A 20,925-nucleotide genomic window follows, 5' to 3' on the forward strand; every position below is an offset into this window, starting at 1 on the left:
AGATGGTCTGGGCGGGCGGGCCTACTTCAGGGCGAAGCGCCTTCATCGGAGTTTGGACATCGGTACAAGGTGTCCTACGCGCGCGAGAAATAGGCTCGGCGTGCCCGCCGGGCCCCGAATACGCACAGGAGGAAGTTCCCGCCCCATGAGTTCCCGTCAGCAGAACGTCACGGCCGCCCAGTGGTCGGTCAACGGCGGCGCCCTCGGCACCACCGATCTGACCGCCCCCGGCGCCAACGCCTTCGGCGCCAACGTCTTCACGATCGACGAGCAGCGCGCTCGCCTGCCGAAGCATGTCTACAAGCAGTTGCTCGCCACGCTGGAGTCCGGCACGCCGCTGGACCCCACGCTCGCCGACGCGGTCGCCCAGGCGATGCGCGAGTGGGCGATGGAGAAGGGCGCCTCGCACTACACGCACTGGTTCCAGCCGCTGACCGGCCTGACGGCCGAGAAGCACGACTCCTTCTACAACCCGACCGGTGATGGCCACGCGATCGCGGAGTTCTCGGGCAAGGAGCTCGTCCAGGGCGAGCCCGACGCGTCGTCGTTTCCGACCGGCGGCATCCGCGCGACCTTCGAGGCCCGCGGCTACACCGCGTGGGACCCGACGTCGCCGGCGTTCATCCTCGACAACCCCAACGGCACGTTCCTGTGCATCCCGACCGCCTTCGTGTCGTGGACGGGTGAGGCGCTGGACCACAAGATCCCGCTGCTGCGCTCGATGGACGCGCTGTCCAAGAGCGGTCTGAAGGCGCTGAAGCTGTTCGGCGAGACCGACGCGCAGCGGATCTTCACGACGGTCGGGCCCGAGCAGGAGTACTTCCTCATCGACGAGCAGTACTACTTCGAGCGCCCCGACCTGTACACGACGGGCCGCACGCTCTTCGGCGCCAAGCCGCCCAAGGGCCATGAGCTCGACGAGCACTACTTCGGCTCGATTCCCGAGCGCGTCCTCGCGTTCATGATGGAGTCCGAAGAGGAGCTGCGCAAGCTCGGCGTGCCGGTCAAGACCCGCCACAACGAGGTCGCCCCCGCGCAGTACGAGCTGGCGCCGATCTTCGAGAACTCCAACGTCGGCTCTGATCACCAGCAGCTGACGATGCAGGTCATGCAGAACGTCGCACGCCGTTACGGCTTCGTCTGCCTCCTGCACGAGAAGCCGTTTGCCGGCGTCAACGGCTCGGGCAAGCACAACAACTGGTCGATGGGCACCGATACCGGCCACAACCTGCTCAACCCGGGCGATACGCCGGACGAGAACGCGCAGTTCCTGTTCTTCTGCGCCGCGGTGATCAAGGCGGTCAACAAGCACCAGGCGCTGCTGCGCGCGTCGGTCGCCAACGTCGGCCAGGACCATCGCCTCGGGGCCAATGAGGCGCCGCCGGCGATCATCTCGATCTTCCTGGGCGCCGAGCTCGAGCAGGCGTTCACGATGATCGCGACCGGCAAGGGCCGCCGCGTCAAGAAGGGCCTCATGGGCCTGGGCGCCGAGGTGCTGCCGCACCTGCCGCGCGACGGCGGCGACCGCAACCGCACCTCGCCGTTCGCGTTCACCGGCAACAAGTTCGAGTTCCGCGCCCTGGGCTCCAGCATGTCGCTGGGCTTCGTCAACACGGTGCTCAACACGATCGTCGCGGAGTCGATCGACGAGCTGACCAAGCAGTTGGAGAAGGAGCTCAAGGCCGCCAAGGGCGACCTCGGCGTCGCCGTACCGGCGGTCGTCCGCGGCGTCTGGGAGTCCGACAGCGCGATCATCTTCAACGGCGACGGCTACTCGGAGGAGTGGCACGCAGAGGCCAAGGAGCGCGGCCTCTACAACCTGCCGACGACGCCCGACGCGCTGCCGTGGATCGTCAACAAGCAGACGGTGAAGGCCTTTGAGGCCTACAACGTCCTCTCCTCGAGGGAGCTCGAGTCGCGCTACGACGTCTTCGTCGAGCAGTACGCGACCAAGCTCAACATCGAGGCCGAGACCGCGGCCTCGATGGCCCGGACGCTGATCCTGCCCGCCGCCGTGCGCCATCTGACCGAGCTCAAGGCCAGCGGCGTCGCCGGCCTGGCCGAAGAGGTCGAGCCGCTCGTCGAGGACCTGTACGCGGCCATCCTGGCGCTCGAGCAGGCCAACGACCACGAGGGCCCCGACGGCGGCATCAAGCACGCCAAGTACATGCGCGACACGGTCATCCCCGCGATGACGGCCGTCCGCACCGTCGCCGACAAGCTCGAGCGCATCGTCGCCGACGACCTGTGGCCGCTGCCGAAGTACTCGGAGATGCTGTTCATCAAGTAGCCCCGTCGGCGCAGCGCGCAGACGTTGTTCAGAGGCCCCGTGGCGCACGCGCCACGGGGCCTCTGTCGTTCCTGACGGCGTCAGGAGCTTGGCGCCCGGGCGTCGTTCCTAGGTTCCTGCCAGCTGGCAGGGTCGACGGACGCGCAAGCGTGCGCTTCGCCTTCGAGAACCTCCATAAATTCCGCTGTGCGGTCCCACGCGGGTGGCATCCGGTATTGATTCTAACTCCTGAGCGCTTTTAAACCGCTCAGCGCGATTATCATCACCTACACCTTCGGCCATCGGGCCGGAAGGGAGTCAAACATGGAAGTTCTTGTCTCAGCCTCGCGCGCCCCGAGGACGAGGGTCCGGCGCGGGATGATGGTCTGTGCGGTGATCGCCGTCGCGCTGCTCAGCGCGGTGGCCACGGCACTGGCAGGCGCCGACCACTGGTTCAGCGGCACGCTGGTCCAGGGCTACGGCTACGCCAGCGTGGACGCCCACTCGATCAGCTACATCGAGGCGACCGGCAACCACAACGGGTTCTGCGTCGCAAAGGACACCGGAACCACCGGCTACGCCTCGGCGACCAAGACCACGGCGGGGACGCGCGCCTGCTCGACCAGCGGCGGCTTCGCCGCGCGCGTCGAGAACAGCGCCTGCTGCTACCACGGCTGGGTCGACAACTCGACCGGCAGCGACATCATCTTCGACACGTCCACCCACTACTCGTACTAAGGAGCGCAGCAAAATGAGAATCTCTAAGCGTATGGCTGCGGCTCTTGCGATCGCCACGGTCGGCGGGGTCGGCGGCCCTGTAGCCCTCAACCTGGCGCAAGCCGACGATCCCCCACCCGCCCCGCCCACCAGCACTGAGGCGGTGCCGGCCACGGAGGCCCAGAAGACTGCGTTCGCGGTGCTCGACCAAGCGCCGAGCACTGCTGACACTGCCAACGGCCTCGTCACGCAGCTCGCCGATGCGGCCCAGCGCGGCTTCGCCCCCACCGACGCCCGCGTCGTCGGGTCCACCGCCACTGGCCCGATCTGGCTGGTGCCGGCCAACGGCGCGCTCTGCCTCGCGCTCGAGGACACCAGCGACGGCTCGCTGGGCGCCTCCTGCGAGCCGAGCGATGCCGTCATCACTCGTGGCATCACCGTCGGCGACGGCACGGAGGTCTACGGGCTCGTGCCCGATGGCGTCACGACGGTCGACGTCACCGACGCCACTAGCGCGACGACGACTGTCGGCCTCCCCTCGGGCACCAGCGTCTACACGCTCGACACTGGCGATGTCACGGTCGCCCTCAACGGTCCGGGCGGCTGGAAGTCGTTCGCCGTGGCCCAGGGCGGCTGACTCGCGGCCACCGGCGGCGCACCCGGAGACTCGTCCGGGCGCGCCGCCGATCGGTCACACTCCGGGCGCAACCGGATTCATAAGGACATGGGGCCACGGGCCAACGCCACCGACGCCGAGCTACTGGGCCAGACCAAGGACGATGCCGAGGCCTTCGCCGTCTTCTACGAGCGCTGGGAAGGGCCGATTCTCGCCTACCTGCTGCGCCGGACCCGGAACCCTGAGGTCGCCGTCGACCTCAGCGGCGAGGTCTTCGCCTCGGCGCTCGGCGCCGCTCATCGGTTCATCGGCGATGCGCGTGGCTCAGCCGCCGCGTGGATCTTCACGATCGCCCGCAACACGCTGCTGACCAGCATCCGGCGCGGAAAGGTCGAGGAGCAGGCCCGGCGGCGTCTCGCCTACTGGGAGCCCGTGGCGCTGGTCGACGTCGACCTCGACGCGATCGCCGCGTTGGAATCCGACGGCCCGGCCCTCATGGCGGCGCTGGCGCAGCTGCCCGTCCGGCAGCGCGACGCCATCCGCGCACGCGTGCTCGAAGAGCGCCCCTACGACGAGATCGCCGAGCAGCTGCAGTGCTCCGAGCTCGTCGTGCGCAAGACCGTCAGCCGCGGGCTCAAGGCCTTGCGCAACACCGTGGAGCCGAGCGAATGACCTACGTGCCACAGCAGAAGACCAACTTGGTCATCGCAGCGGCCGCCATGCCGCAGACGGCGCCATCAGGCAGCGCCAACGGGCGGCCGGCCGTGACCGCGCAGCCCCAGGCCCCGGCCCGCCCGGCCCCGCGCTGGCGCCGCGTGCGCCGACGCACGCTGGTGCTCGCCCTCGTCGCCGCCGCCGTCCCGGTCACCGTCACCGCTGCCGTCGTCGAGCTGACCGGTGACCCCCCACCGCCCCAGGCGCCGCTGCCGACGCTCGGTGTCGGTCCTGGTGGCCACGTCGTTCCCCGTGAGGCGCTGCCGGCGCTCCCGACTGCGCTCGGCGACGCCTACGCACGGCTCGGCAGGCCCGCGACCGCCGACGATCGCGACAACGCCGTCGTGCGCAAAGCCGCTGCCCATGCGCGACAGTTCGGCCTCTCCCCTGATCAGGCCCGCGTGATGGCGACCGTCAACGGCCACCGCGTCTGGCTGATGCCGGGCAACGGCTTTGTCTGTGTCGGCCCCCAGGCGATCGGCGACGACGCGATGGACACCGGCTGCGAGACCGAAGCCGTCGCGCGCAAGTACGGCGTCAGCGTCTCCGACGGCGACAACATCTACGGCGTGCTGCCCGACGGCGTGCACCAGATCGAGGTCACCGACGACAACGGCTTCCACCACGTCGAGTCGGTCAACGACAACGTCTACGTGCTGCCGCCGGTCAGCGCGACGATCCGCTACCGCACCGCGACCGGCGACACGGTGGCCTTCCGGGTCATCGCCTGATCCCCCTCGTCCGGCTAGGCACCGTCGCGACGGTCTGCGCGACCCTGAAGGCGATGAAGCGAATCTCGGGAGTCGTCGTGGTGATGGTCGCGCTGGCGGGGCTCGCCGTCGGGGCCTCGGGCGCCAGCGGCAAGTCGTCGAAATGCCAGGCGGGCTTCACCGAGTCGCGCAGCCCGGCGCAGCTCACGGTCTCTGGCGACACCTGCGCCAACGCCCGCAAGGTCGCCGAGCGCGCCGGGGCCAAGGCGCCGGTCGGCTGCATCAAGCTCCTGGACCGCAAGGGCCATATCGGCTTCCGCAAGCCGTGCTTCCAGCTCGGCTACAGCTGCGCGGCCGTCCAGCGCAACCAGCGCCGCGCGCTGCGGGTGACCTGCACGCGCGGAGCGCGGCAGATCCGCTTCACCTACTGAGGCCCTCGCCGCACGCCATACCCTGACACAACTGTGTCAAGGTTGCGCTACCCTTCCGGGCATGCGCGATTTCCTGGCCGCCGCCCGTGACCATGTCGTCGTCTTCGACGGCTCGATGGGCGCGACGCTGGAGGAGTTCGAGCTCTCCCAGGCCGACTACGGCGGGCTGGAGGGCAAGTGCCACGAGGCGCTTGTCCTGCACCGGCCCGACGTCATCCAGGAGCTCCACGAGTCGATGGTGCGCGCCGGCGCCGAGGTCGTCGAGACCGACACCTTCCAGGCCTCCCGCCTCAAGCTCGAGGAGTGGGGCCTCGGCGAGCACACCTTCGAGATCAACCAGAAGGCCGCCGAGATCGCCCGGCGCGCGGTCGGCGAGGACCGCTTTGTCGCGGGCTCGATCGGGCCGACCGGGCACCTGCCCGCCTCCGACGACCCGACGCTCGGCGCCATCACGTTCGCCGAGCTCGTCGAGATCTTCACCCAGCAGGCCCAGGGCCTGGTCCGTGGCGGCGCCGACCTCATCATCATCGAGACCGCTCAGGACATCCTGGAGGTCAAGGCCGCGGTCTTCGGCGCGCGCGAGGCGTTCAAGCTGGAGAACCGGGTCCTCCCGATCCAGACGTCGGTCTCGCTGCTGCCCAACGGCGGCAAGATGCTGCTGGGCACCGACATCTCCGCCGTGCTCGCCACGCTGGAGGCGCTCAAGGTCGACGTCATCGGCCTGAACTGCTCCACCGGCCCCAACGACATGCGCGACGCGATCCGCTTCCTCGGCGAGTTCTCCGCGACGCCCATCCACTGCATCCCCAACGCCGGGCTGCCCCAGCAGGGTCGCAACGGCGAGACGATCTTCCCCGAGGGCCCCGACGAGCTGGCGGCCGTCCTGGGCGAGTTCGTCGAGCAGCACGGTGTGTCGATCGTCGGCGGCTGCTGCGGGACGACCGTCGACCACATCACCGCGATCGCCGAGCGGGTCAAGGACCATAAGCCGGGCGTGCGCCCCGCGCCGCGCCAGCCGCACCTCTCCTCGATGATCGCGGCCACGCCGCTGGTCCAGGAGCCGGCCCCGACGCTCGTCGGCGAGCGCGTCAACTCCCAGGGCTCGCGCAAGGCCAAGGAGATGCTGCTGGCCGACGACTACGACGGCCTCGTGCAGATCGCCGAGGACCAGGTCGAGGGTGGCGCGCACGTGCTCGACCTCTGCGTCGCGCTGACCGAGCGCGTCGATGAGGACGAGCAGATGCGGATGGTCGCCAAGCGCGTCTCGCTCTCGCAGCCCGCACCGCTGCAGATCGACTCGACCGAGCCCGACGTCATCAAGCTCGCGCTCGAGCAGACGCCCGGCCGCGCGATCGTCAACTCCATCAACTTGGAGGCCGGCCGCGAGAAGGCCGACACCGTCATCCCGCTCGCGATCCAGCACGGCGCCGCGATCATCGCGCTGACGATCGACGAGGTCGGCATGGCCAAGACGGCCGAGCGCAAGGTCGAGATCGCCACGCGCATCAAGGAGATCGCCTGCGACGAACACGGCCTCGACCCCGAGCTGCTGATCTTCGACGTCCTGACGTTCACGCTGACGACGGGCGACGACGAGTGGAAGCCGTCGGCGATCGAGACGATCAAGGGCATCACCGCCGTCAAGACGGCGCTGCCGGGCGTCAAGACGTCGCTCGGCGTCTCCAACGTCTCCTTCGGCGTCGGCCAGCCGGCCCGCGCCGTCCTGAACTCCGTCTTCCTGCATCACTGCGTCGAGGCCGGCCTGGACCTCGCGATGGTCAACCCCAATCACATCACGCCGTACGGGGAGATCAGCGAGGAGGAGCGGGAGCTCGCCGACGACCTGGTGTACAACCGCCGCGAGGACGCGCTGCAGCGCTTCATCGAGCACTTCGAGTCAGCCGGCGGCGAGGCCGAGGTCGAGGTCGCCAACCCCACCGCGGGGATGGAGCCCGAGGAGGCGCTGCACTGGCACATCCTGCGCCGCAAGAAGGACGGCGTGGAGGCCCAGATCGACGCGGCCGTGCAGAAGCTCGGCGCCGTGCCGGTGCTCAACGACGTGCTGTTGCCCGCCATGAAGGAGGTCGGCGACAAGTTCGGCGCCGGCGAGTTGATCCTGCCCTTCGTGCTGCAGAGCGCCGAGGTCATGAAGCGCTCGGTCGCCCAGCTGGAGAAGTACCTCGACCGCATCGAGGGCTACACCAAGGGCACCGTCGTCCTGGCGACCGTCTTCGGCGACGTGCACGACATCGGCAAGTCGTTGGTCAACACCATCCTCACCAACAACGGCTACACGGTCGTCGACCTCGGCAAGCAGGTCCCCGTGTCGACGATCATCGAGGCGGCCAAGGAGCACGAGGCGACGGCGATCGGGCTCTCCGCGCTGCTGGTCTCGACGTCGAAGCAGATGCCGCTGGCCGTCAAGGAGCTGGAGCGCGCGGGCCTCGAGTACCCCGTGTTGATCGGCGGCGCGGCGATCAACCGCGCCTTCGGCTACCGCGCGCTGCATGTCAATGGCCTTGACGACAGCGCGTTGTATGGCCCCGGCGTCTTCTACTGCAAGGACGCGTTCGAGGGCCTGCACGTGATGGACAAGATCGTGGAGGCCGAGCCGCGCGCCGAGTTGCTGGCCAAGCTCAAGGTCGACGCCGACGCCTTCCGCGAGAAGGGCGAGGAGATCGAGGTTCTGATCACGACCGGCACCGACCGCTCCGCCGCGGCCACCGATGTCCCGGTCCCCGAGCCCCCGTTCTGGGGCGTGCGCGAGATTCCCGTCGACCTCGATGAGGTCTACCCGCACCTCGACACGCACGTGCTCTTCAAGCTGCACTGGGGCGGCAAGGGTGTGAAGGGCGACGCTTGGAAGCAGCTGCTAGAAGGCACCGACGAGGACGAGGGCTTCCGCCCGCGCCTGGAGCGCATGTGGCGGGAACAGACCTACCTGCATCCGCGCGCGTTGTTGGGGTACTTCCCCTGCTACAGCGAAGGCAATGACATTGTGGTGCTCGACCCGAGCGACCGCGAGACGATCCTGCAGCGCTTCGTCAACCCGCGCCAGCCGGGCAACGACCACGTGTGCCTTTCGGACTTCTTCCGTCCGAAGGAGAGCGGCCAACTTGATGTAGTTGCCTTGCAGACCGTCACCGTCGGCGACGAGGTCACCGAGCTGATGGCCCAGCTGGAGAAGGACGGCGAGTTCGCCGAGCAGCTGTTCGTGCACGGCCTCGGCGTCCAGACCGCCGAGGGCCTGGCCGAGTGGCTGCACAGCAGGGTCCGCGAGGATCTCGGCATCCCCGCCGTCCAGGGCCGCCGTTACTCCTGGGGCTACCCGGCCGTGCCCGACCAGTCCGAGCACGAGAAGGTCGACGCGCTGCTCGACCTCTCCCAGATCGGCATGGAGCTCTCAGACGGCTACGCGCCGGTGCCCGAGCAGTCCACGCTCGCGCTCGTCGCCCACCACCCGCAGGCGTTCTACTTCGGGATGAAGCAGGGCAAGCTCAAGCCACTTGACGCGGTCTCGCCCGACGACATCATCAAGGGCTCAAAGCGCGACCCCTCGCTCTTCGCCGAGGCCGATGCGCAGGAGCTCGACTCCGATCCGCTCGACGGCGGCGTAGCCGAAGAGGACGCGCGGGTCGCCGCGCAGGCGTAGCGGGCCGTCTCGACGCGATTCGGGCCGCTACGCCTACGCGGTCAGGCCGCTTCGACGAGGTCGAGCTCGAAGACCGCGCGGAACGGCTCGGTCACCAGCCGCAGGCCGTCGCCGGAGCGCAGCGCGTCGGTGGGCGCGGTCATCGGCTCGATCGCCACGGCGGGGCTTCCGGGTGGTGTGAAGAGCTGCAGGTGCGTGTAGCCCTCGAGGAAGCGCATGGTCAGCTCGTGGCCGCCGCCGGCGAGCGTGAATTCGGGGGCTGGGCCCAGATCGCAGAAGTGGTCATCGAGCTCGGTGTCACCGATCGCGCCACGGCGCGCAGCCACCGACGCGCGCTCGCCGGTCGGGATGCCGCGACCGTCGGTCAGGATCCGCGTCATCGCCGGCGCGCGCAGGACCAGACGCTCGCGCGGCACGCCCGGCAGCGTCAGGTAGGGATGAAAGCCGAAGCTCACCGGCACGGGTTGGTCGCTGGTCGGCGTCAGCGTCGTCGCCACGGAGAGGCGGCGCGCGGTCTGCTCGATTTCCAGCGTGAGCCGGTGGGGGAACGGGAACGCGCCCAGCAACTCGGGGTCGGCGCCGAAGTCGAGCTCGGCCACCAGCGTCTGCGCGCCCACCTCGCGGACCTCCCAGCCCTTGTAGGCGGCCAGCACACCATGGATGGGGAGCCCGTGGTCGTCGACGTGCAGCCGTTTCGTGGCCGCGTCCAGCACCACGTCCCGCCCGGCAGCGGCATAGGCGAAGCCGCTCAGCCGGTTGGCCCACGGGTGCAGCAGCGGAATGCCGAACGAGGATCCGCGCGCCGCATAGGCGTCGAGCCCGCCGAGCTGACCGAGCAGTTCCCGACCTGCGCCAAAGAGGGACACTCCGACCATGCCCACCGACGGCACCCACCGCGAGGTCCACGCACCGTCCCGCAAGGTCACGACGTCGCTTGCCATCGCGTCATCCTCTCTTACCCAGCCTTTATCCGCTCAACAGCCCAGCATCAGGAACCTGTCTAACTCTGTCGACATGCGCACGAGCCGGTCCGAGGAGTCATCGTCATGACGCCCAAGCACATCTGGAGTGGCGGGTGGGAAGCCGAGTCCGAGGAGGACGCCCGCCGGCGCGCAGAGGCCGAGGCTGAGCGCCTCGCCCATCCCGAGCGCTACGAGGCGCCGACCACCGTCCACCCGACGGCGACCGGCGCCGACGAGGAGCGATCCGGCCTCGGCCGCAACCGCATCATCGCGCTGGCAGCCGTGACCGTCCTGGCCGTCGGCGGTGGCGCCTTCGCCGCCGGCGCGCTGCTCGACAACAACGACTCGTCCTCCAAGGGCATCGCGCGGCCCGCTGCGCTGCCGGCCGTCTCCTCCAAGCCGATCACGCCGACGCGTGGCCAAACCCGCGCGGGCACGATCTACGCGCAGGACAGCCCGGCCGTCGTCTCGATCAGGACCAGCAGCGGCAGCGGCACCGGCTTCCTCATCGACGGCGACGGCACGCTGGTCACCAACGACCACGTCGTCGAGAGCGCCACGAGCGTGCAGGTCAAGTTCGGCACCGACGGCCGCACGCTGCGCGGCGACGTCAAAGGCGTCGACCCGTCCAGCGACCTCGCGGTCGTGCACATCGACCCGTCGGCGGTCCCGTCGGGCGTCAAGCCGCTGCAGTTCGCCGACTCCACCGGCGTCAGCGTCGGCGACGTCGCGATCGCGATCGGCAACCCCTTCGGCCTCGATCGCACGGTGACCGAGGGCATCGTCTCCAGCCTCGGCCGCACGCTGACAGCGCCCAACGGCTTCCAGATCGACGGCGTCATCCAGACCGATGCGGCGATCAACCCCGGCAACTCCGGCGGGCCGCTGCTCGACGACGGCGGCAAGGTGATCGGCGTCAACTCGCAGATCGCGACCAACGGCCTCTCGGCCGGCAACGTCGGCATCGGCTTCGCCGTCCCGTCCAACACCGTGCGCCAGGTGCTGCCCGGGCTCAGGCTCGGCAAGACCGTCAGCCACGCGTGGCTCGGTGTCCACATCGAAGCTCCGAGCGGCCTCAGCCCGTCGACGCCGTCGGGCGCGGCGATCACGTCGGTCACCACCGGCGGTCCCGCCGATGATGCGGGCCTGCAGGCCGGCGACATCGTCACCGCCGTCGACGGCCAGCCCATGGACGACTCGACGGACCTGTCGACCTACATCAACTCCAAGGCGCCGGGCGACAAGATCACGATGACCGTCAAGCGCAACGGCCAGACCCAGAAGATCGATGCCGTGCTCGCCGACCAGCCTCCGAAGGTGCCGTGACCTTGCGCAAGACCTCGCCCAGAGGGCTCGGCTTGCGTGCGCGAGCTCGCCAGAGGCTCCCTCGCGCGGCCGGGGAGGCCCGACCGTGAGTTTTGGAGCCCCACTCGTCCTCCTCGCGCTCGTCGCCGTCCCGGCGCTGGCGGCCGGTTACGTCGCCCTGCACCGCGACCGCGGCCGTGCGGCTGCGGCCTTCGCCGCCCCCGCGCTGGCGGCCTCCGTGGCCCCGCGCCGCCCGCGCTGGCGCCGCCACGTCCCGCTGCTGGCGTTCCTGGCGGCGGTCGCGATCCTGATCGTCGCCGCGGCCAAGCCGCAGCGCACGGTGGCGGTGCCGGTCGAGCACGCCCAGATCATGTTGCTGACCGATGTGTCGGGCTCGATGCTGGCGACCGACGTCAAGCCCAACCGGCTCGTCGCCGCGCGGCGTGCGGGCAAGCGCTTCATCGACCGCGTGCCCAAGCAGGTCAACGTCGGCGTCGAGGCCTTCAACCAGACGCCGCAGGTGCTGGCCAACCCGACGACCGACCGCGACGCGCTGGCGCTGGCCCTCGGCCGCCTGAGCTCCAGCGGCGGCACGGCGACCGGCGAGGCGATCCAGACCGCCACGCGCGTGCTGCGCCAGACGCCATCGCTGAACGGCAAGAAGCCGCCGTCGGCGATCGTGCTGCTCTCCGACGGCGCCTCGACCAAGGGCGTCGACCCTGTCGCCGCCGCCCAGGCCGCGGCCAAGGTCAAGATCCCCGTCTACACCGTCACGCTCGGCACTGCCAGCGGCACGATCACCGTGCCGCGCTCAGAGTCCAACCCGGCGGCCGGGACGATCGTCAAGCCGGTCCCGCCCGACGAGGCCTCGCTGCAGGCGATCGCACGCGCCTCGGGCGGCAAGTCCTTCACCGCCGAGTCGGCCGACGATCTCTCTGCCGTCTACGAGCGGCTCGGCTCCCAGCTCGGCACCAAGAAGGAGCCGCGCCAGATCACCGCCGGCTTCGCGGGCGCGGGCCTCGTGCTCCTCGCCCTTGGCGCGGCGCTATCGCTGCGCTGGTTCGGCCGCTTGATCTGATGACCCCTCACCCCACGCCGCAGAACTTGTTATAGGAGAACACTGATGGACGAGACCACCGAGATCCCCCACGACATCCACGACGACCCGCGCCGCGCGCTGGGCGAGGCGCTGCACGAGATCAAGCGCGTCATCGTCGGCCAGGACGCGATGCTCGAGCGGCTGCTGGTCAGCTTGCTCGCCGGCGGCCACGTGCTGCTGGAAGGCGTGCCCGGCCTGGCCAAGACGCTGACGGTCCGCACGCTGGCCGATGTGGTCGGCGGCACGTTCAAGCGCGTGCAGTTCACGCCCGACCTCGTCCCGGCCGACCTGGTCGGCACGCGCATCTGGCGCCCGGACACGGGGCGCTTTGACATCGAGCTGGGCCCGGTCTTCGGCAACGTCCTGCTCGCCGACGAGATCAACCGCGCGCCGGCCAAGGTGCAGTCGGCGTTGTTGGAGGTCATGCAGGAGCACCAGGTGACGATCGGCGGCCAGACCTTCCCGGTCCCGCGTCCGTTCCTGGTGCTCGCGACGCAGAACCCGATCGAGTCCGAGGGCACCTACCCGCTCCCCGAGGCGCAGGTCGACCGCTTCTTGATGAAGTTGGTCGTGGACTACCCGACGGCGGGCGAAGAGGCCGCGGTCGTGGGCCGGTCGCTGGGCGCCGCGGCGGTCGTGCGCCAGCGCCTTGAGCTGCCCGACCTCGAGCGCTATGCGGCGGCGACCCACACGATCATGGTCGATCGCGACATCATCGCCTACGCCGTCGCGCTGGCCGACGCCACGCGCCACCCGCAGGCCCACGGCCTCGGCGACCTCGCCGGCATGGTCGAGTTCGGCGCCTCGCCGCGCGGGCCGATCGGCCTCGTCCACGCCGCCCGCGCGCTGGCGATGCTACGCGGCCGCGGGTACGTCAACGCGACCGACGTGCGCGACCTGGCGCCCGACGTCCTGCGCCACCGGCTCGTGCTCTCCTACGACGCGCTGAGCGAAGGCGTCACCGCCGACGCGATCCTCGGGCGCGTGCTCGACGCCGTGCCCGAGCCCGACGACCGCTACCTGCACCGGACCACGCGGAGCGCCGCTGCGTAATGAGCGACGGCGGTCGACAGATCCCGTTGGCGCCGCCCGCCGCCCGGCAGGGTCCGGGCCCGATGCCGCCCGCGCTGCTAGACGCGCTGGCGATCGCCGTGACCCAGCGGGTCGCCGGCGCGCTGCCGGGTGACCGGCGCGCCGCCGGCGTCGGCGCCGGCACCGAGCTCGCGCAGATCCGGCCCTACGTGTTCGGCGACGATGTGCGCCGCATCGACGCGGCGGCGTCCGCACGGACCGGCGAGCCACATGTCCGCCTCGAGGTGCCCGAGCGCACGCTGACGACGTGGCTGGCGATCGACGTCTCCTCCTCGATGGCCTTCGGCACGGCCACCCGCCTGAAGGCCGACGTCGCCGAGGGCGTCGCGCTCGCGCTCGGCCGGCTGGCCCTGCGCCATGCAGGCCGCGTGGGCATCCTCACCTTCGGCGCGGGCGAGCCGCGCCTGCTGCCGCCGCGCGGCTCCAAGGCCGGGCTGGTCGCGCTGCGCCGTGCGCTGGCCGACGGCGTCGCGGTCGACGGCGGCCACGACCCGCACGCGCTGGCCGACGCGCTGGGCCGCGTCGGGCGCATCGCGCGACAGCCGGGGCTGGTCGTCGTCATCTCCGACTTCCGCGAGCAGCACGACTGGGCGCGCGCGCTCGGCGCGCTGCGCGCTCGCCACGCCGTGCTCGCCGTCGAGGTCCACGACCCGCGCGAGGCCGATATCCCGTCCGTGGGCCGGATCGCCGTCGTCGACCCCGAGACCGGACAGCGGATGGAGGTCGACACGTCGCGGCCACGGGTGCGTGAGCGCTTCGCCGCGCTGGAGGCCGAGCGCCGCGGGACGCTGGCCGCCGAGCTACGCCGCTTGCGCGTCGACCACGCGCCGCTGAGCACCGGCGAGGACTGGCTGCTGCACCTGGGGCGGCGACTGCGATGACCGCCACGCCGCTTGCGCTGAGCTTCGGCGCGCCGCTCGGGCTGTTGGCGCTGCTTGCCGTACCGGCGGCGCTGCTGCTGCTCTTGGCCGCGCGCCGGCGCCGGACCACGTACGCGATCCGCTTTCCCGCGGCCGCGACGCTGGCACGCGCCGCCGGCGCCGTGTCACCCTGGCGCCGCCACGTGCCGACCGCGCTGGCGCTGGCCGCGATCGCCGCGCTGGCGCTCGCGCTGGCCAAGCCCCAGCGCACGGTCGCGGTGCCGGTCGAGGGCGCGTCGGTCGTCCTGGTCACCGACCACTCCGGCTCGATGTCGGCGACCGACGTCGAGCCAGACCGGCTGTCGGCCGCCGAGGCCGCCGCCGAGACGTTCTTGAACAAGCTGCCCAAGCCGACGCGCGTCGGCGTCGTCGCCTACTCCGACGGGCCGGACGGCACGCTGGCGCCGACGACCGACCGCGACCGCGTGCGCGCGACGATCGAGGCCCAGAGCGCCGCCGGCGCGACGGCCACCGGCGACGCGTTGCAGGTCGCGCTCACCACGCTTGCGCCCAACGGACGCAAGGCCGCACGGCCCGCCTCGGCGATCGTCCTGCTCTCCGACGGCAAGACGACCACGGGCCGCGACCCGGTCGAGGTCGCCCGCATCGCCAAGCGCCTGCACGTCCCGATCTACACCGTGGCGCTCGGCACCGACGACGCGACGATCCCCAACCCCGTCAGCCCGCAGAGCCCGCCGATCTCCGTCCCGCCCGACCCCGAGACGCTCAAGGAGATCGCCGACGTCTCCGGCGGCCGCGCGTTCACGAGCGACGACGCCAACCAGCTGCGCTCGATCTACTCCACGCTGGGTTCGCGGCTCGCGACCAAGCACGAGCAGCGCGAGATCACCGCGGGCTTCGCCGGCGCCGGCCTCATCCTGCTGCTGGCCGCGGGGCTGCTGTCGCTCCCGCGCGTGGGCCGGCTGCCGTAGGGAAGGCCGCGCGGCGTCACGGTCGCGGGGCGTTCGTGGTGGGTAAGCAGTGCGAGGCGCTGGTCGTGGTGCGCCGCGTGGTGTGTCGGCACCGAGGGAGCGAGCGGAGCGGGGCTTCGCGGCGTTGGTCGGTCGTCCGCGGGGGTGCGGGGGAGTCGGTCTCGACCTATGCACCGTATAGGTGCTTTGCTCGAGATCGAGTGGCATCCGTGTCGAGCAACGGTTGTCATAGACCCTTTGCTCGACACGGACCGGCGGCCCGGGCGTCAACGGACGACCGGGGACGCCTCGAAGCGCCAACCCGACTCGCTCTCCTCGGTGACGACATGCCAGGCAGCGCGCCACGACCGGCGCCCCGCACTGCTCACCCCAGCGCCCGCGCCACCAGAAGCCCTCCACCTAGGGGTTCTGCAGCCGCGTCTGGGTGATGCGGAACTTGCCCTTGGCGGTGAAGAGGATGTCGATGTCGGTGTTCGCTCCCGACAGGACGGTCGTGCAGCGCACCCGGGTGCCCTTATCGGGCTTGACGCCGTTGGGGCAGTGGACGGTGATCGTCGTCCCGGTCTGGCGATGAACGAAGTCGGCGATCTTCGTCTCGAGGTCCTGGCGATCGACCTTCCCGCCGCAGGCCCCCAGCGCGACGGCCGACAGCGCTCCGCAGAGCACCAGCGGCGCCGCGCGTGCTGTCACGCGTCGACCTCGACGGCGGCGTCGCCGCGGCGAGACGGCAACGGCGGCAGCTCGACCGGCGAGGCGTGCATGGCACGCAGGCGGACGTCGCGCCAGCTGACGCCCTCCTTGAGCAGCGCGGGCGCGCCCATGACGAAGGCGGTGGCGATCTCGACGGCTTGCAGGATGATCCCGTAGCCGAGCGCATCCTCGACGCTGATCCCGTAGCCCTTGTGCAGCACGAAGACGCACGCGGCCTGGAAGACGCCGAGGTTCGACGGCGTCGCCGGCAGCACGGCAGAGACGTTGACGGCGAAGAGGATCGCGGCAGCGGCACCGATGCCCGCGCGGTCGTCGAGGCCGAAGGCCACCAACAACACGTAGCACGACAGCCACTGGATGACCCAGGCAAGCAGCTGCGCCGTGACGGCGACGCTGCCCAGCCGCGGATGGCGGAAGACCTCCAGGCCGGCGCGCACCTGCGCGGTGGCTCGGCGTGCCTGGCGTGCCCAGGTGCGCACGCGGGCCGAGCGCGAGCGGCCGCCGCCGCGCAGCAGCGCGGGTGCGCCGAGGATCACCGCGAGGATCAGCAGCGGCAGCGTCGCGAACGCGACCAGCCCGCTCTGATGGCTGTGGAAGACCGGCACCGAGGCGAACATCACGCAGCCGAGGATCACCAGCGCGAGGATGTTCAACAGCGTCTGAGAGACGATCGTGCCGAGCACCACCGGAAGACGAGAAGAGGCCCGCCCACCCCCGCCGATACGCCGCGCGACGATCATCGCGCGCGCCGGCTCGCCGAGGCGGGCGGGCAGCGTCGCCGACATCAGCACGCCGATCATCGTCCCTTGGAGGGCGTCGCCCAGCCGCGGGCGCGGTGCGGTCGGCATCGCGGCGCGCAGGATCGCCGTCCAGGCGACGGCGCGCACGACCATCGAAGCGCACATCAGCCCAAGCGCGACGAGCACCCACGGCGGCGTGGCGTGCAGCAGCGAGTGGCCGATGCGGTCCAGCCCGATGCGCTGCAGTGCGAAAAAGGAGCCGGCGAGGATCGCGACGGCGACGATCGCCATCAGCGCGCGGCGGGCGAGGGCGAAGACCGGGCGTGGCGCGCGCTCGCGCGACGGGCGCGGCGGCTCGATGCTCGGCAGGCGCCGCGCCGGACGGCGCGGCTGCAGATCGGCCGACAGCGCGCCGACGCGGACGCCCAAGCGCTGGCCGGCGCCTTCGGGCGCGCCAACTGCGATCGCGTCCTCATAGGCCTCCAGGACCTGTGCGGCGACGCGCGGCCAGGCGTACTGATGCGCGGTCTCCAGCGCAGTGGCCGACAGCGCGTCGCGCCGGGCGGGGTCGAGCGCCAGCGCGCGCAGCGCCTCGCCGAGCGCGGCGGCATTCCCGCGCTCCACGAGGACGCCGTTACCGCCGTCATGGACGACGTCGCGGTAGCCGGCGATGTCGGAGGCGACCACCGGCGTGCCGGCCGCAAACGCCTCGGTCAGCACCATGCCGAAGCTCTCACCGCCCAGCGACGGAGCGGCCAGGACGTCGGCCTCACGCAGAATCTGAACCTTGGTCGCGTCGTCGACCTTGCCTAGCACCGTGACGCCGTCGCGGCCGTCGAGCAGCAGCGGCTCGACCTCCTCGGGCGTCGCGCCGACGATCTTCAGCTCGGCGGGCACGTGCTCGCGCAGCGCCTCGAAGGCGCGCAGCAGCACAGGAAGGCCCTTGCGCTCCACGGCCTGGCCGACGAACGCGATCTGCAGCGGGCGCTCGGGGGTGACCGCTTGGGCCGGCGTCAGCTCCAGCGCGTCGGGCACCGTGACGCCGTTGGGAATCACGCGGTAGCGGCCGCCGTAGAAGCGCTCGCCCGTCCAGGCAGCGGCCTCGGAGACGGCGATGCGGACCTTCAGGCGGTTGAGGCGGCGGCGGGCGCCGATGGCCACCGCGATCCCGTTGCTGACCGCGTTGGCCGAATAGCAGTGGAAGGTGCCGACCATCGGCACGCCGCAGGTCATCAGCGTGTCCCAGCCCACGCAGGGGACGACCGGCTCGTGAAGATGGACGACGTCGTAGCCGCCGGTGCGCAGCTCCTCGCGCAGGGCGTGGACGTTGGGCCCGTACGGCATCGTCAGATTGGACACCGCGCCGTTGGCCGGAAAGCCCATCGTCCGGCCCAGCGAGACGAGCCAGCCCGGCAGCTCACGCTCCTGCGGGACCGCGCCGCGATGCCGCCGCACCGAGCGGCGGTCGGGCGGATCAACAGGGGCCAGGACTCGCACATCGTGGCCGAGCGAGGAGAGCTCCTCCCGCAGTGCCTCGATATGCCGCGTGACGCCCCCGGGGTAGGTCCACGAATAGGGGCTGACGAGCGCGATGCGCATCGCGTCAATCGTATCGGTCGCCACCCCGGAACGGCCGTGGGGGTAACCCCCGTTCACATTACAATCAGGTAGCTCATGGCCGACCGTCACTTTGTGAAGTACACGTTCCTGCAGCTCGATCCTGCCTGGCGCCGACTGCCGGAGTCCGAGCGCGCACTCCACAAGCAGGAGTTCCTGGCCGCCTGCGAGGACTTCGGGACCGACCACCTGCTGCAGGGCTTCTCGCTCGTGGGCACCCGCGCGGATGCCGAGCTGATGCTGGTCATGGAGGCCGAGAACCTCGACCGCATCCACGAGTTCCACGTCGTGCTGTCCCAGTCGGGCCTGATGAAATGGGCGACGCAGCCCTACTCGTTCCTGGGACTGCGCAAGGCCTCGGAGTACAGCGACGAGGAGCGCCAGATCCCGCGCCGCTTCAAGGGCAAGTACCTCTTCGTCTACCCGTTCGTCAAGACGCGCGAGTGGTACGGCCTGGAGGCCGGCGAGCGCTGGCGCATCATGCAGGAGCACATCGCTGTGGGCCGCGAGTACCCGACCGTCGACAACCACACGACCTACTCGTTCGGCCTCGACGACCAGGAGTTCGTGGTCGCCTTCGACACCAACGACGCGGGCGCGTTCCTGGATCTCGTGCAGCGGCTGCGGACGACCGAGGCGTCGGCCTGGACCAAGCGCGACACGCCGTCGTTCACCTGCATCAACACGTCGGTCGAGCGGGCGTTGATCGCGCTCGACGGCCAGGCGCTGCACGTCCCGGCGCTCTAGCGGTCGTTCGGGGCTTAGGCGCAGGACTGCGGGAGCGCGGGCGCCGGGGCGCTCGGCGCGCGGTCGCCCCAGGCAGCCCAGAGGTCGTACGTCGGATAGACGCGGGTGAGACCTGCGTCGGCCAGCCCGACGGGATAGGCCGTGTCCTCACGGAAGGTGTATTGGAACGCCGCGTCGACGCGGGGATCGTCGGCCCAGCGGCGCAGCGCGCCGGCCTGCGCGCGGCATTGCGCGCGCAGCGACGCGTCGTCGATCGGCCGCTGGGCGCCGGGGTTGTCGCCGCCGACGCCGGTCTCCGTTACCCAGATGTGCGCGCCCTTCGTGCACGGTCGGGCATCGAGCGCCTGCTCGAGCGTGGTGATCGGGTCGGGCTTGCCCGTATCGGGCGTGACCTGCGCGTAGTCGTGCTGGGACCACGTCCGGCTCGCGCACGCGACCGCATCGGGCAGCGCGGCGACCATCTCCTGGATCGTCGAGCGCCGCGCCGAGGCGACGGTCGTGCCGGCCATCTCGCCGAGGATCAGCTGCTGATCGCCGGGCACCGCGTCCAGCGCGGCCTTGGCGGCGAGCACGAGCTGCGCGTACACGGCAGGTGCCAGCGACGGCGAGGTCGAGCTGCACGCCGCACGCTGCGGGCTGACGAACGCGGGGTGGTTGGGCTCGTTCCAGGGGCTCCACCAGCGAACCGTCGCACCCTGCTGGGCCGCCAGCGCGGCGACCTGGGTGATCAGCGCCTGGTAGGCCTCCAACCCTGCGGCGTTGATCGGCCGCGAGGTCGGCGTGGCGTCCTTGCGCTCGCAGCCTGACGCCGGGTTGGCGGCCCAGTCGGGCACGTTGGCGATGACGATCTCGACCTGCGGAACGCCGAGGCCGGCGCGCTGCAGCGCGGCGATCGCGGCCAGCTCGTCGGCGATCCCACTGAAGGCGCCGCACGGCGGCCGGCCGCGCAGGCAGCCGTCGGCGGGATGGTGCAGGTCGGCCGGCTGGGCGGGGTCGGGCTGCAGCTGGTTCCAGTAGATCGGCACGCGCAGGAAGCGCGGGTGCAGTGCGAGGAGGCGGTCGCGCCAGAGGTCGAAGCCGGGTGCGACCGCGTGGTCGGCGGCCGGCCAGAGCAGCTGCGGGTTGGACTCGGTCAGGCCGGTGGCCAGGACCGTCGGCTTGGGCTTCGGCTTTGGTGCGGGCGCGCGCTGTGCGGCAGCCGGCGCGCGCCCAGGGGCGGTTTGCCCCTCGCCGCAGCCGGCGAGGAGCAGCGCGGCGCAGACCGCCGCCGCGCGCAGTGCGACCGTCAGACCGCCGAAACCTGCTCTTCGTCTTCGACGCGGAACGAGGAGCCACAGCCGCAGGCCGCAACGACGTTCGGGTTGTTGACCTGGAACCCGGCGCCCTGGAGCGAGTCGACGTAATCGATGTGCGAGCCGTCGACGTACGGCAGGCTCTGGGCGTCAACGAGGATGCGGAGGCCGTGGTCTTCGAAGACGACGTCACCCTCCTTCTGGTCATCGAACGCGAGCTGGTACTGAAAGCCCGAGCAGCCGCCGCCGCGCACACCGACGCGCAGGCCGGCGGAGGTGACGTCGGCGCCCTGGGAATCCAGGAACTCGCGGACCTTCTCGGCGCCCTTCTCGGTGAAGAGGACGCCCTTGGCGTTGAATGTGACGGTCGTTCCGGTCATCGCTATACAAAGGATAGCG

18 protein-coding genes are annotated in these 20,925 nt (G+C 70.9%); 13 read left to right on the forward strand and 5 right to left on the reverse strand.

Going from position 1 to position 20,925, the window contains the following annotated elements:
• Positions 1–145: 145 nt before the first annotated feature.
• From VGO10_RS09595 to VGO10_RS09625, 7 genes are all read left to right on the forward strand, one after another.
• Complete coding sequence (locus VGO10_RS09595) at positions 146–2,290, forward strand: glutamine synthetase III (RefSeq protein ID WP_327467607.1); 2,145 nt, start codon at positions 146–148, stop codon at positions 2,288–2,290.
• Between the two features lie 357 nt (positions 2,291–2,647).
• Positions 2,648–3,007 carry a hypothetical protein gene (locus VGO10_RS09600; RefSeq protein ID WP_327467609.1) on the forward strand — a complete coding sequence of 120 codons (360 nt, stop codon included), beginning with the start codon at positions 2,648–2,650 and terminating at the stop codon, positions 3,005–3,007.
• A gap of 31 nt (positions 3,008–3,038) precedes the next feature.
• Entirely contained in the window at positions 3,039–3,623 is a 585-nt protein-coding gene (locus tag VGO10_RS09605) for a hypothetical protein (RefSeq protein ID WP_327467611.1), read from the forward strand.
• Between the two features lie 87 nt (positions 3,624–3,710).
• Positions 3,711–4,274 carry an RNA polymerase sigma factor gene (locus VGO10_RS09610; RefSeq protein ID WP_327467613.1) on the forward strand — a complete coding sequence of 188 codons (564 nt, stop codon included), beginning with the start codon at positions 3,711–3,713 and terminating at the stop codon, positions 4,272–4,274.
• On the forward strand, positions 4,271–5,047 hold the full coding sequence (locus VGO10_RS09615; protein WP_327467615.1) for a hypothetical protein: 777 nt from the start codon (positions 4,271–4,273) through the stop codon (positions 5,045–5,047). The genes VGO10_RS09610 and VGO10_RS09615 overlap by 4 nt, the downstream gene beginning before the upstream one ends.
• Positions 5,048–5,100: 53 nt before the next feature.
• Complete coding sequence (locus tag VGO10_RS09620) at positions 5,101–5,457, forward strand: hypothetical protein (RefSeq protein ID WP_327467617.1); 357 nt, start codon at positions 5,101–5,103, stop codon at positions 5,455–5,457.
• 61 nt (positions 5,458–5,518) lie between these two features.
• On the forward strand, positions 5,519–9,109 hold the full coding sequence (locus VGO10_RS09625; RefSeq protein ID WP_327467619.1) for a homocysteine S-methyltransferase family protein: 3,591 nt from the start codon (positions 5,519–5,521) through the stop codon (positions 9,107–9,109).
• Positions 9,110–9,150: 41 nt separating this feature from the next.
• On the opposite strand, the gene VGO10_RS09630 is transcribed toward VGO10_RS09625, so the two are convergent.
• Positions 9,151–10,050: an aldose 1-epimerase gene (locus VGO10_RS09630; RefSeq protein ID WP_327467622.1), complete on the reverse strand. Its 900-nt coding sequence runs from the start codon at positions 10,048–10,050 to the stop codon at positions 9,151–9,153.
• A 105-nt stretch (positions 10,051–10,155) separates the two neighbouring features.
• On the opposite strand from VGO10_RS09630, the gene VGO10_RS09635 reads away from it, so the two are divergent.
• From VGO10_RS09635 to VGO10_RS09655, 5 genes are all read left to right on the forward strand, one after another.
• Positions 10,156–11,397 (forward strand): S1C family serine protease, encoded by a 1,242-nt coding sequence (locus tag VGO10_RS09635; RefSeq protein ID WP_327467624.1) that lies wholly within the window; start codon positions 10,156–10,158, stop codon positions 11,395–11,397.
• A gap of 85 nt (positions 11,398–11,482) precedes the next feature.
• Positions 11,483–12,454 carry a VWA domain-containing protein gene (locus VGO10_RS09640; protein ID WP_327467626.1) on the forward strand — a complete coding sequence of 324 codons (972 nt, stop codon included), beginning with the start codon at positions 11,483–11,485 and terminating at the stop codon, positions 12,452–12,454.
• 45 nt (positions 12,455–12,499) lie between these two features.
• A complete protein-coding gene (locus VGO10_RS09645; RefSeq protein ID WP_327467628.1) occupies positions 12,500–13,528 on the forward strand; it encodes an AAA family ATPase in 1,029 nt (342 codons plus the stop codon).
• A 62-nt stretch (positions 13,529–13,590) separates the two neighbouring features.
• On the forward strand, positions 13,591–14,448 hold the full coding sequence (locus tag VGO10_RS09650) for a DUF58 domain-containing protein (RefSeq protein WP_327467630.1): 858 nt from the start codon (positions 13,591–13,593) through the stop codon (positions 14,446–14,448).
• Entirely contained in the window at positions 14,445–15,419 is a 975-nt protein-coding gene (locus VGO10_RS09655) for a VWA domain-containing protein (RefSeq protein WP_327467632.1), read from the forward strand. The genes VGO10_RS09650 and VGO10_RS09655 overlap by 4 nt, the downstream gene beginning before the upstream one ends.
• A gap of 399 nt (positions 15,420–15,818) precedes the next feature.
• Here the strand turns inward: VGO10_RS09655 and VGO10_RS09660 are convergent, their stop codons facing one another.
• Together VGO10_RS09660 and VGO10_RS09665 are read right to left on the reverse strand one after the other, a co-directional pair.
• Positions 15,819–16,109 (reverse strand): DUF4333 domain-containing protein, encoded by a 291-nt coding sequence (locus VGO10_RS09660; RefSeq protein WP_327467634.1) that lies wholly within the window; start codon positions 16,107–16,109, stop codon positions 15,819–15,821.
• A complete protein-coding gene (locus tag VGO10_RS09665) occupies positions 16,106–18,469 on the reverse strand; it encodes a lysylphosphatidylglycerol synthase domain-containing protein (RefSeq protein ID WP_327467636.1) in 2,364 nt (787 codons plus the stop codon). The genes VGO10_RS09660 and VGO10_RS09665 overlap by 4 nt, the downstream gene beginning before the upstream one ends.
• Before the next feature lie 75 nt (positions 18,470–18,544).
• On the opposite strand from VGO10_RS09665, the gene VGO10_RS09670 reads away from it, so the two are divergent.
• Positions 18,545–19,234: a chlorite dismutase family protein gene (locus VGO10_RS09670; RefSeq protein WP_327467638.1), complete on the forward strand. Its 690-nt coding sequence runs from the start codon at positions 18,545–18,547 to the stop codon at positions 19,232–19,234.
• A 14-nt stretch (positions 19,235–19,248) separates the two neighbouring features.
• Here the strand turns inward: VGO10_RS09670 and VGO10_RS09675 are convergent, their stop codons facing one another.
• Together VGO10_RS09675 and VGO10_RS09680 are read right to left on the reverse strand one after the other, a co-directional pair.
• Entirely contained in the window at positions 19,249–20,259 is a 1,011-nt protein-coding gene (locus VGO10_RS09675; protein ID WP_327467640.1) for a hypothetical protein, read from the reverse strand.
• Positions 20,260–20,519: 260 nt separating this feature from the next.
• Positions 20,520–20,906, reverse strand: coding sequence for an iron-sulfur cluster assembly accessory protein (locus tag VGO10_RS09680; protein ID WP_327467642.1), 387 nt, complete (start codon positions 20,904–20,906; stop codon positions 20,520–20,522).
• Positions 20,907–20,925 lie beyond the last annotated feature (19 nt).

Origin of the sequence: Baekduia sp. (assembly GCF_035996765.1) — a bacterium.
GTDB lineage: Bacteria > Actinomycetota > Thermoleophilia > Solirubrobacterales > Solirubrobacteraceae > Baekduia.